Annotated in this window: 9 protein-coding genes; all 9 read right to left on the minus strand. The window is 43.5% G+C overall.

From position 1 onward, the window contains the following. Window positions 1-29: 29 nt before the first annotated feature. Window positions 30-1,097 carry a uroporphyrinogen decarboxylase gene (gene hemE / locus C8N29_RS06380; RefSeq protein WP_107865222.1) on the minus strand — a complete coding sequence of 356 codons (1,068 nt, stop codon included), beginning with the start codon at window positions 1,095-1,097 and terminating at the stop codon, window positions 30-32. A 13-nt stretch (window positions 1,098-1,110) separates the two neighbouring features. After that, the gene (locus tag C8N29_RS06385; protein WP_107865223.1) at window positions 1,111-1,833 is read right to left on the minus strand and encodes a Dph6-related ATP pyrophosphatase; all 723 of its coding nucleotides are present in this window, start codon (window positions 1,831-1,833) and stop codon (window positions 1,111-1,113) included. Beyond that, entirely contained in the window at window positions 1,830-2,192 is a 363-nt protein-coding gene (locus C8N29_RS06390) for a DUF5522 domain-containing protein (protein WP_107865427.1), read from the minus strand. Before C8N29_RS06390 ends, C8N29_RS06385 begins: the two co-directional genes overlap by 4 nt. A 68-nt stretch (window positions 2,193-2,260) precedes the next feature. Beyond that, the gene (locus C8N29_RS06395; RefSeq protein ID WP_107865224.1) at window positions 2,261-3,682 is read right to left on the minus strand and encodes an FAD-dependent oxidoreductase; all 1,422 of its coding nucleotides are present in this window, start codon (window positions 3,680-3,682) and stop codon (window positions 2,261-2,263) included. A gap of 78 nt (window positions 3,683-3,760) precedes the next feature. Then, window positions 3,761-8,230 carry a glutamate synthase large subunit gene (gltB, locus tag C8N29_RS06400; RefSeq protein WP_107865225.1) on the minus strand — a complete coding sequence of 1,490 codons (4,470 nt, stop codon included), beginning with the start codon at window positions 8,228-8,230 and terminating at the stop codon, window positions 3,761-3,763. 377 nt (window positions 8,231-8,607) lie between these two features. Continuing rightward, window positions 8,608-9,306 carry a hypothetical protein gene (locus tag C8N29_RS06405; RefSeq protein WP_107865226.1) on the minus strand — a complete coding sequence of 233 codons (699 nt, stop codon included), beginning with the start codon at window positions 9,304-9,306 and terminating at the stop codon, window positions 8,608-8,610. A gap of 1 nt (window position 9,307) precedes the next feature. Beyond that, window positions 9,308-10,405: a 3-dehydroquinate synthase gene (gene aroB, locus C8N29_RS06410; RefSeq protein ID WP_107865227.1), complete on the minus strand. Its 1,098-nt coding sequence runs from the start codon at window positions 10,403-10,405 to the stop codon at window positions 9,308-9,310. Window positions 10,406-10,491: 86 nt separating this feature from the next. After that, window positions 10,492-11,010, minus strand: a complete 519-nt coding sequence (aroK, locus tag C8N29_RS06415) for a shikimate kinase AroK (RefSeq protein ID WP_107865228.1) — start codon at window positions 11,008-11,010, stop codon at window positions 10,492-10,494. 8 nt (window positions 11,011-11,018) lie between these two features. Then, window positions 11,019-13,151: a type IV pilus secretin PilQ gene (locus tag C8N29_RS06420; protein WP_107865428.1), complete on the minus strand. Its 2,133-nt coding sequence runs from the start codon at window positions 13,149-13,151 to the stop codon at window positions 11,019-11,021. Window positions 13,152-13,204: the final 53 nt, after the last annotated feature.

The raw sequence follows: 13,204 nt of genomic DNA on the forward strand, positions 1-13,204 counted from the left end.
AACACATCAAGGCAAGTGCATAACTTGCACTAAGACTGATGATATGGTGCACTCAACTCATGAACTGCACGAATAAATTCACCCGCATGTTGAGGATTCGTATGTTGGTCAATACCATGACCTAAATTCATCACATGACCTTCACCGTGACCAAAACTGGCTAAGATATGTGCAACTTCGTCACGAATACGTTGTGGACTGCCATATAACACTGAAGGGTCCATATTGCCTTGTAAAGCGACTTTACTGCCGACACGCTGACGGGCAGCACCAATATCTATTGTCCAGTCTAAGCCTAAAGCATCTGCACCTGTTGTTGCCATTGACTCAAGCCACAAACCGCCACCTTTAGTAAACAAAATCACAGGTACTTTGCGACCATCATGCTCTTTGATTAAGCCATCAATGATTTTTTTCATATAAGCTAAAGAAAACTCTTGGCAAGCGGCGGCTGATAATGCCCCACCCCAACTATCAAAAATTTGTACAGCTTGTGCACCTGCACGAATCTGCGCATTTAAATAATCAATAATCGATACGGCTAATTTATCTAACAACATATGCAACACTTGTGGTTGTTGATACATCATATTTTTTGCAGCACGAAAATCCTTACTCGACCCACCTTCAATCATATAGGTGGCTAATGTCCACGGACTGCCCGAAAAACCAATTAACGGCACACGACCATTGAGCGCGCCACGAATGGTTTTGACAGCATTAATGACATAGTCTAAATCTTTTTCAGCATTCGGAATGGGCAACGCGACAACATCCGCTTCGGTTTTAACCGTCTTTTTAAAACGAGGGCCTTCGCCTGTTTCAAAATACAAGCCTAAACCCATTGCATCAGGCACAGTCAAAATATCGGAGAATAAAATTGCCGCATCTAAAGGATAACGCTCTAAGGGTTGTAAGGTGACTTCACACGCCAACTGTGGGTTTTTACATAAAGCCATAAAGTCGCCTGCCTGTTGGCGCGTGGCGCGGTATTCTGGCAAATAACGTCCTGCTTGACGCATCATCCAAACAGGTGTGACATCCACAGGTTCACGTAATAAGGCACGTAAAAAACGGTCATTTTTAAGTTCAGACATAATAACCCTAACTTTATGGCGAAATAGAATGCGCTATTAAATCACAAAACCAAAAGCCTTGGGTTTGATTATCGCTGCTACAAACCGCATCGGTGCTTTTAATTACTAACGGCTTATACACTTTTTCACCCAGCTCAAAAGCAATAGGCTGTTTAAAATAAGGCGCATCATAGCAAAACGTATGATATTCGCCATTTTCACCACAAGCATCCACTTGAGTAGGTAACTCAGCAACAAATTGCTGATTAATGTCGCGCCCGACCCATTGCTCATCCAAATAAGCATCGCTAACACAACAGGTAATGGTTTTAAAACCTTGAGCCATAAAATCATTAATCAATTGTGTCGTATTTTTTTGCCATAACGGAAAAACCGCTTCTAAACCCACTTGCGCCAAGTTTTTTTCGCGATAAGCGCGTAAATCGGCTAAAAAAATATCGCCAAAAATGACATGAGTAATACCTTCGGCTTTTGCCTGTAATAGCGTTTGTGCCATTTGTTGTTCATATTCACTATTTGAATCTTGATAAACATTTACTTTTAATAAAGGAATACCAATCGCTACGGCTTGTTGCTCTAACAAAGACTCACGCACACCGTGCATAGAAATACGCTGAAACTCACCATTAATTGTGGTTAATAAATACTTAACCTCATACTCACCTGCTTGCAAAATTTGGTGTAAGGCATAAGCAGAATCTTTGCCACCACTCCAACAAAAAATCGCTTTTTTCATTTTTTGGATTTCACATTGATATGTTGATAAGGACAATGTCGGCAACCATTACCACAACAAGAACCACGTTTACGGTGATACCACTCTGTAAAGACAAAATTGCCATTTTCGAGATAATAATCAATATCTTCAATCAGTTGTATATTGTGATATTGCTTAGGAATTGCCATGTTTACAGGATTATGTTGCACAAAATCGCTAATTTTTTCTTTGATGATATTTGTTAAACAGTTTGAACAATAACAATCTTGACCTTCTATCACTGGCATAAGTGCAGGATATTGACTGCACCAACAGGCTTGCTGGCCAGTATTGCCACAAGCAAAAGCCACACCACAAACCGAACATTTTTTTTGCATGATTAAACCTTTTTTATAATAAAAAAGGCGCATTTCTGCGCCTTTTTATCTGGTCTATGGCATTAAACTTAAATGTCTAAATAATCCAAAATACCTTCGGCAGCTTGACGACCTTCCCAAATCGCCGTTACCACGAGGTCAGAACCACGTACCATATCACCACCCGCAAAAATTTTCGGGTTACTGGTTTGGAACTTAAATTGAGCAGCTTCGGGTGCAACGACACGACCACTATTGTCTAAATTAATACCGACATCAGCAAACCACGGTGCAGGACTTGGGCGGAAACCAAAGGCCAAAATCACCGCATCGGCAGGTAATACTTGCTCAGAGTTTGGAATTGGCTCTGGGCTACGGCGACCACGCGCATCTGGTGTACCTAAACGAGTTTCAACCACTTTTACGCCAGTTACACCGTTTGCATCACCCATAATTTCAATCGGTTGACGATTAAACAAGAAGTTTACGCCTTCTTCACGCGCATTGTTTACTTCACGGCGTGAACCGGGCATATTTTCTTCATCACGGCGATAAGCACAAGTGACCGCTTCTGCACCTTGACGAATAGAGGTACGGTTACAGTCCATTGCCGTATCACCACCGCCTAAGACCACCACTTTTTTACCTTTCATGGAGATAAAATCGTTAGCGTCTTTTTCCCAACCATTGTTATGGTTGACGTTGGCAATCAAGAAATCTAAAGCGTCATAGACATTCGGTAAATCTTCGCCCGCAAAACCGCCTTTCATATAGGTGTAAGTACCCATACCCAAAAACACGGCATCAAATTCATTGAGCAAATCAGTGAATTGAACGTCTTTACCCACTTCGGTATTTAAACGGAATTCAATACCCATATCGGTAAAGATGGTGCGACGACGAGACATCACACTTTTTTCCATTTTAAATTCAGGAATACCAAAGGTTAACAAACCACCAATTTCGGGGTTTTTATCAAATACAACAGGTTTAACGCCGCTACGCACCAATACATCGGCACAACCCAAACCTGCGGGGCCTGCACCAATAATAGCAACACGTTTGTTTGTCCATTTAACTTTGGACATATCAGGCCGCCAGCCCATGGCAAAGGCGGTATCAACGATATATTTTTCAGTGTTACCAATAGTCACTGCACCAAAACCATCATTTAAGGTACAAGCACCTTCACATAAACGGTCTTGTGGACACACACGGCCACACACTTCAGGCAAGGTATTAGTTTGGTGACATAATTCTGCTGCACCAAAAATATTACCTTCAGAGATTAACTTTAACCAGTTGGGAATATAGTTGTGAACAGGACATTTCCATTCACAGTAAGGATTACCACAAGCTAAGCAACGATGTGCTTGTTCGCCTACTTCTACTTTAGTAAAAGAGTGATAAATCTCTACATATTCGCTTTTGCGAACAGCGATATCTTTTTTTGCGGGGTCATGCCGCGCGACGTCTAAGAATTGAAAGTCGTTATTTAGGCGTTCTGCCATGGCCTTGCCTCAATATAAATCTAGCTAGCTTAGCTTATAATTCCATCCCCCTATTTTAGGGGGAGGAACTAACAATAATTACTGTGGATTAGCACGAGTATTTTTCAGCAACTCTTTGATGTTAGCGGCCTTTGGCTTCACTAACCAGAATTTACGCTGATAAGACTCAAACTCGGCCAACAATTCTTGACCCCACGCACTTTGCGTTTCGTTAACATAGTCGGTTAACACACTGCGCAAATGATGACGATGAGCTTCCATTGCTTCAGTGCTAATACGATGAATTTCGATTAACTCATGGTTACAACGGTCATAGAAGTCACCTTCTAAATCCAACACATAAGCAAAACCACCCGTCATACCTGCACCAAAGTTTAGACCTGTACGGCCTAATACCGTGACTAAACCACCTGTCATGTATTCACAACAGTGATCGCCTGCACCTTCGATAACCGCATGAGCACCTGAGTTACGCACTGCAAAACGCTCACCTGCTGTGCCCGCTGCAAATAACTTACCGCCAGTTGCACCATACAAACAGGTGTTACCAATGATTGCGGTATCTTGCGTTTTGAAAGGAGAACCTTTAGGTGGGTAAATCACTAATTTACCGCCAGTCATGCCTTTACCAACGTAGTCGTTAGCATCACCTTCTAGCACTAAATTTAAGCCGCCTGCGTTCCAAACACCAAAACTTTGACCTGCTGTACCTGTTAAGTTAACGGTAATCGGTGCATCACTCATGCCTTGGTCACCATGAACTTTAGCGATTTCACCACTTAAACGCGCACCAATTGAGCGGTCACAGTTGCCTACTTTGAAACTAAACTCACCACCTGCTTTGCTTTGAATAGCAGGAAGAATTTCAGCAACCATTTGTTCAGCCAACACACCTTTATCAAAGGGTGCATTTTTGGGCTGCAAGCAATATTGTGGTTTGTCAGCAGTGATATGGTCATTTTTCAACAAAGGCATTAAATCTAAATGCTGTTGTTTTACAGTTTGACCTTCAATCATTTCTAACAAATCGGTACGACCAATTAATTCAGCAACAGAACGTACACCCAATTGTGCTAACCAATAACGCGCTTCTTGGGCAACGAACTTAAAGAAGTTCATTAACATTTCTGGCTCGCCCACATAATGGTTGGCGCGTAACTTGTCTTGTTGAGTCGCAACACCCGTTGCACAGTTGTTTAAGTGACAAATACGCAAGTATTTACAACCCAAAGCAATCATCGGTGTCGAACCAAAACCGAAGGACTCAGCACCTAAAATAGCGGCTTTAACAACGTCTAAACCCGTTTTTAAACCACCATCGGTTTGTACACGCACTTTGCCACGCAAATCATTGATGCGTAAGGCTTGGTGAGCTTCGGATAAACCTAACTCCCACGGAGAACCTGCATAATGAATTGACGATAAGGGCGATGCGGCTGTACCACCATCATAACCAGAAATGGTAATCAAATCGGCATACGCTTTGGCCACACCTGCGGCAATTGTTCCCACACCGGGTTCAGATACTAACTTAACCGACACTAAAGCACTGGGGTTAACTTGTTTTAAGTCAAAAATTAACTGTGATAAGTCTTCAATCGAATAAATATCATGGTGTGGTGGGGGCGAAATCAAGGTAACACCCGGTACAGAGTGACGTAAACGCGCAATCAAAGCATTTACTTTACCACCAGGTAACTGACCACCTTCACCGGGTTTAGCACCTTGTGCCACTTTAATCTGCAATACTTCGGCAGAGGTTAAATAGGCAGGTGTCACACCAAAACGACCAGAAGCCACTTGTTTGATTTTCGAGTTTTTCAGCGTGCCATAACGTGCAGGGTCTTCACCACCCTCACCCGAATTGGAACGACCGCCCAAGGTATTCATTGCAATCGCAATCGACTCGTGCGCTTCGGGAGATAATGCACCCAAAGACATCCCTGCGGAGTCAAAGCGTGACAAAATAGACTCTAATGGCTCAACGTCATCAATCGTAATGCTGTTATCCGTTTTTAACTTTAACAAGTCACGAATGGTGGCTACAGGACGGTCATTAACCAAATCGGCATACACTTGATATTTGCTATAATCACCCGAACGAACCGCATCATGTAAGGCATTAATCACGTCTGGGTTAAAGGCATGATATTCTTTGCCATAAACAAACTTGAGCAAACCACCTTGGTCAATTGGCTTACGGTCTTTCCATGCATCAGCCGCCAATTGTTTTTGGTCGTCTTCTAAATCAACAAAACGCGCCCCTTGAATACGGCTTGGTACACCTTTGAAGCAAGTCTTCACCACTTCATCACTCAAACCCACTGCTTCAAATAATTGCGCAGCACGGTAAGACGCTAAGGTAGAAATACCCATCTTCGATAAGATTTTTAACAAACCTTTGTTAATGCCTTTACGGAAATAGGCTTGTGCCTCAATGGGGTCACCTAAGACTTCACCTGTACGTGCTAAGTCGGCAATAATTTCGTGCGCTAAGTACGGATAAATCGCCGTTGCACCAAAGCCTAATAACACGGCAAAATGATGTGGATCACGCGCGGTTGCCGTTTCCACAATAATGTTGGCATCACAACGTAAACCAACACTGCTTAAGTGATGATGTACGGCACCTGTTGCCAACAAAGCATTGGCAGGTAAATAGTTGGGGCGAATGTTTTTATCTGACAAAATCAACAAGGTTTTGCCATTTTTAACCGCTGCTTCGGCTTCATCACAAATACGCGCAATGGCTGCTTGTAAACCTTCGCTCTCGGCATAGTTCAAGTCAATAACAGCATTGGCATAACCTTGTGTATCATTCAAGGCTAAAATTTGTTGAAACTTGCTATAAGACAACACAGGACTGGCCAAAATTGCCCGATGTGCGTGTTCTGCGGTTTCTTCAAAGACATTCATTTCTGCGCCAAGGCAAGTCTCTAAAGACATGACAATGGCTTCACGCAAAGGGTCAATCGGTGGGTTGGTAACTTGAGCAAACTGTTGACGGAAATAATCCGCAACATGGCGAACACGACGTGACAATACCGCCATTGGCGTATCATCACCCATTGAGCCAACCGCTTCTTGACCACTTTCTGCCAAAGGACGAATAATTTGGTCACGCTCTTCAAACGTCACCAAGAACATTTTTTGGTAAGTTTTGAGCTGAGCCGCATCCATTTGCCCTAAACCTTGTTTGTCTACGGCTTCTTCATTTTCTAAACGAATCGCTTGGTCACGTAACCATGTTCTGTATGGATGGGCAGATTTTAAGCGTTGGTCAATGTCTGCAGTACGCAATAACTCGCCCGTTTGGGTATCAACCACTAAAATTTGGCCAGGCCCAACACGGCCTTTAGACACGACATCGTCAGGCTGATAATCCCACACGCCAATCTCAGAAGCTAAGGTGATATAACCATTTTTGGTGATTACCCAACGTGCAGGACGCAAACCGTTACGGTCGAGCATACAAATCGCATGGCGACCATCTTGAATCACTAAACCTGCTGGGCCATCCCATGCTTCCATGTGCTTAGAATTGTATTCATAGAAAGCACGTAAATCGGCATCCATGGTTTCGACATTTTGCCATGCTGGCGGGACTAACATCCGTAAGGCACGGAATAAATTCATGCCACCGCCAACCAAAATCTCTAACATATTATCTAAGCTAGAGGAGTCAGAACCTGTACGATTGACCAACGGTTTGCAATCTAATAAACCTGGTAACAAGGGACTTTCAAATTTAGGGGTACGCGCAACCGACCAGTTACGGTTACCCATAATCGTATTAATTTCACCATTATGCGCCAAATAACGGAATGGCTGAGCCAATGGCCATTTGGGCAAGGTATTGGTAGAAAAACGTTGGTGGAACACGACAATATGTGAGGCCAAACGTTCATCTTGTAAATCTTGATAAAAACTTGGCAAGTCCGCAGGCATTACCAAACCTTTATAGGTAATCACTTGCGAAGATAAGGTAGTGACATAAAATAAAGGGTCGTTGGTCAATTGCGCTTCGGCACGACGGCGCGCTAAAAATAATTTGCGATTAAAATCAACCGCAGCCATGCCTTCGGGTGCATTGACAAAGACATGATTAAATTCAGGTAATGTGCGTAAAGCAATTTCACCTAAAATACTTTTATCGGTTGGCACAACACGCCAACCAACCACTGACAAACCTTCTTTTTCGATTTCGGCGGTTAAAATATTTTTGGCATTCGCCGCTAACGCAGGATCAACATTTAAAAAGATTAAACCTGCCGCAAACAAGCTATTTAAGGCTACGCCAAACTCTGCTTGCGCCACAGCACGGAAAAATGCTTGTGGCATGGCTAATAACAAACCACAACCATCACCCGTTTTACCGTCGGCCGCAATCGCACCACGGTGCGTCATACAACTTAAACTATGAATTGAAGTTTGTACGAGGTGATGACTGGCTTGCCCTTGCATATGGGCAATCAAACCAAAACCACAGTTATCCCGAAACTCATCGGGTTGATAGAGGCCAGAATGGGCAACCGGCTGCATGTGCATGGCTTTACCTTAAAAAACGTGGATTTACGCAACACTTAAGTGTGAAATGCTGAAACACAAACCCATAGCAAGTGATTAGCATGCGTAGGAATGTTGGATTCGCTGTATACGCCCGCATAAAATGAGGCGTTTTGCCCCTCTATTGTGCAAGCAGAGACAAAATGGCCAAGTATTTTATATATAAATCGCTTGACACTCAAATACTACTGTGACGTTCACTGCCATTTTTTTGATTTTCGTGGCAATAGACAGCTTAAATCACGGCTATTCGCTCAGAAATTCGTCTACATAACTCAAATGCACATATAACCCGTCTGCCTTGTCTTAAAAACCGCTCAAGACAGACCGTTGTTTATGCGTCACTTATGATATGTGTCTTAAAATGGATCAGCGACTTCTTTGGAGTCTTGATTAGCATTATTTGTGCCATCTTCAGGTGATGGTGTCAGCGTTGTTGGCTCTGTATTGACATCTGGCGAATCAACAGGCACTTCGGGCACCCCCTCATATTTAGGCGGTGGGGGTCTATCTATAGCGGGCTGGATTAAAGGGACATAAGGCACGTAATTAATAAACCGTTCTGGGATGACTCTCGTTCCTTCAGGCAAGGCAAAATCTTTGGTGTCTGCCACACCTAGCGCCAACTCCATCGTCACATAATTACCATAAACGGCTCTAAACTCAACGATATCGCCATTTTTATACATAAAATAGGCATATTGCTCTTTGTCGTCACGCTGTGCGATATAAGATTTAATTTGCTCTTCGTCTGTTGACACCATCACTTGTAGCGTCCATGCCATGGAACCCTGAGCCTTTAGCCAATCTGCCGTACGGTACTGTGGCCCGTGATTTTCTGGTGGAGTGGCCACATAGTTTGTGAATGGAACAATCGATGGCAACTGACCTAAATCTGAAGAAAACTCATGCGTCTCGCCAACAAACACATCTTGAATAGTGGGCTCTTTAGGCGCACTACGGCCTTTGACAGCAATCACTGCCACATCAATCAGTAACAGTGCAACTAAACTCGCACCCACAGGCACCCACAAGCGCGATGGCATGGCTAAAGTCATATTAACGCCCCAATTCTGTGCCTGCTGCCAAGGTTTGCTCTAAAAGCGCCAACGGGAAATCAGCAGTGACGATGGCATGGCCAATACGCTCTAGTAACACTAAGCGTAATTTACCTGCTAACACTTTTTTATCAACAGCCATATACGCCAAAAATTGACTCGGGCTAATTGTGGCGGGTGGCACGACAGGTAAATTCGCACTCACTAATAGACGCTTGATACGCTCTACCTCTTGAGCTTGTAACCATCCTAAACGCCACGATAAATCTGCTGCCATGAGCATACCTGTCGCAACTGCTTCGCCATGTAACCATTCGCCATACCCCATCCCTGTTTCAATCGCATGTCCAAAGGTATGTCCCAAATTTAACAAAGCACGTAAGTCATTGGCCTCCAGTTCATCAGCCGCAACCACATCGGCTTTGTTTTGACACGAACGGGCAATCGCCTCGGCTAGGCATCGTTTATCACGTGCCACTAAGCCTGCCATGTTTTGTTCAAGCCACTCTAAAAATGGCAAATCACGAATCAGGCCATATTTTATAACTTCTGCCAAACCTGCGGCATATTCACGGTCGTTTAAGGTATCTAGGACGGATGTATCGGCCAATACGGCGGTTGGCTGTTTAAAAGCACCAATCATATTTTTGCCTAAAGGATGGTTCACCCCCGTTTTACCACCGACAGAGGAATCTACCTGCGCCAGCAAGGTCGTCGGGATTTGCAGAAAATCAACTCCGCGCTGATAACAAGCGGCAGCAAAACCTGTCATATCACCTACCACACCACCACCTAAGGCTACCAGAGCGCAGTCACGATTAAAACGATGCTCTAGAAGCTGAGTAAAAATCCCTTCGATATGACGTATATCTTTGAATTGCTCCCCATCGGGCAAAATATGCGTTTGTACAATATAACCTTGACCCAGCAATAGCTGAACCACCGTCTGCAAATACAATGGCGCAACCGTCATATTAGTCACTACCAAAATTTGTTTCGCTTTTAGATATGGCTTAAAACAGGCTGGCTGGCTCAGTAAATTTTCACCAATAAAAATAGGATAGCTGCGCTGTTCCAGCGCGACAGTCAAGGTCTGCATAATCAAAAACACTAAAAGAAAAATATGGCCAGATTCTAACGGATTTGGAGGGATTAAACAGCTATAAACACAGGATGTTATTGAGGCTAAGGTAAAGCATTGACAATTTTATGCGCTAAGTCACGCGCGCAGCCATCTGTCGTGGGTACAATTAAATGGGCTGTTTCTCTGTAAAGAGGGTCTCGAATACGGAGCAAGTCATTTAGCCGTTGTTCAGGGTTAGGTGTTTGTAACAATGGTCTATTTTTATCCATTGCCGTCCGCTCTAATTGCATAGAAACGGGGGTTTCTAAATAAATTACGAAGCCTCGTTGGTGTAGGTGTTGACGGTTGGCAGGACGCAAAATCGCGCCGCCCCCTGTTGCTAAAATAATATGTTGCTGTTGTGTCAGTTCGGCTATCATCATCGCTTCACGACGACGAAAGCCTTCCTCTCCTTCCACATCAAAAATCCAAGGAATGGTTGCGCCAGTACGAGCTTCAATTTCGTGGTCGCTATCGACAAATTGCCAATGTAAAATGTCGGCTAAGCAACGGCCAATGGTCGTTTTACCCGCTCCCATTGGCCCCACTAGAAAAATATTTCGACACGTACGCAAACTCATTCACCTGTTTATTTACTAGCAATCGTATCGTTCATTAAACGCGGAGTGACAAAAATCAATAATTCTTGCTTGTCATTACGTGAAATATCTTGACGGAATAAACGACCTAAGTAGGGAATATCTCCCAAAAATGGCGTTTTGACGACACCTTTAGTTGTTTCATTGGTGAATATGCCGCCTAATACAACGGTTTGACCATCGTCAACAATAATATTGGTCGCCACACGGTTTGTATTGACTGTCAAGGCACCATTCGCTAAAGACTCACCCGCACTGTCTTTATTGACGGCTAATTCCATATTGACGCGACCGTCAGGCGTAATACTAGGTGTCACTTCTAAGCGTAGTTCAGCTTCAATAAACTTAATCGCTGTTGCACCACTCGAGGTTGCTACTTGGTAAGGGATTTGTTTACCCGACGCAATCAAGGCCTTTTGCTTGTCTGCTGTTAAAACTTTAGGGGTAGCAACCACTTCGCCGTGACCATCCGATTGTAAGGCAGACAGCTCTAAATCAAGAACAACATTATCAGAGTCCATAAAACCGATTGCTAAGGAGCTTGTACCGACTTTTTCAATACCTAGGTCTACTGCCAAGTCAGCTGGCTGAGTAATATCATAGGTACGTTGACCTGTGGTTCGGTCGATTTGTACTTCACGAATATCACTTAAGGTCGAACGTGTTCCACCTACCATCACCCGACGCTGGGTGTCGATATTGTCATGCGCGACGCCCCATTTGACGCCCAATTCTTTGGCAAAGTTGGTGGTAGCCAGTACGACTCTCGCTTCAATCATCACCTGTTTGACGGGCATATCTAATTTGGCAATCAAATCTCGGATTTCTTCAATTTTCTTAGCGGTATCTTGAATGATGACAGTGTTAGTACGCGCATCAATAGAAATACTGCCTCGATTACTCAATAAGCTACCGTTTTGTGAGCCGCCACGAGAATTATTGACTCCCGAAGTAATCATATTTTGAATATCGGCAGCTTTGGCATAGTTGACTTGGATAAACTCCGAACGTAACGGCGCAAGCTGTTCGGTTTGTGCCATACTTTCGAGCTCTAAACGCTCACGGGTTGCAATCTCGTCTGCAGGCGCAACCAACATCACATTACCCACAGTCCGTTTATCTAAACCTTTGGTTTTAAGAATGAGGTCTAAGGCCTGATCCCATGGAACATTTTGTAAGCGTAAGGTAATACGTCCAGAAACCGTATCACTCGCCACTAAATTTAACGAGGTAAAATCAGCAATTAGCTGTAAGACTGAGCGCACTTCAATATCTTGAAAGTTGAGCGAGAGCTTTTCACCTGTATAGGTAAATTCTTTACGCTTTTTAGGCGCATCTGGCAGTATGGGTTTAACACTAATCGTCAGTTTGTTATCGGTCTGATACGCTAAATATTCAAACTCGCCTTGTGGCTGAATCACCATAATGCCATTATTGCCTTCGTTGTAGGCATCAATACTTTTAACAGGTGTCGCGAAATCACTCACATCCAAACGACGACGCAATTTTTCAGGTAACTTCACACCAATAAATTTGGCGATAATTTTATTACCTTGTTGTTGTACATCCACAGGAATAGAGGCCTGTGATAGCCCAATATTAATTTGGCCATCCCCTTGGTCGCCACGATGAAAATCAATCCCGTTGACTTGCTGAGCTTGCAGTTTAGCTACTTTTGTCGGCTTTGCTGCCACAGGAGCAGGCGATGGCGTAGACGCTGCATTTGCCATCGCAATCAATTCTTGTTTTCCAATCTTTAAGACAAGGGCATTCCCTTCAACACGCGACGTATAACCACTCAACTCACCTAAATTCACAACCACACGGGTACGTTCTTGGTTGTCTACTACCGTTAAACTTCTAGCATTGCCATTGCCTAGATTAAGATAACGCGACGACAATCCATTTTTTGTATCAGGCAAATCAAATACCAAACGTGCAGGCTTTTCAATTTGATACGATTGAAGTTGTGGTGGTGTATCATCAAAACCTAACTTCACTTCGATTTCATCGCCTGGTAGAGTAACAAAATCTACCTGTTTTAAGGTTAAACGCTCAGCAGCAATTGCTACATGTAATGCAGACATTAAGCCAAGACCTAGAACCATACGATGGATTGACATGCTTTTTTTCCCAGTAAGCTTGTTATTGTTCATTGTGATCCGATTGATCATTT

The organism is Agitococcus lubricus (assembly GCF_003051055.1).
Lineage (GTDB): Bacteria > Pseudomonadota > Gammaproteobacteria > Pseudomonadales > Moraxellaceae > Agitococcus > Agitococcus lubricus.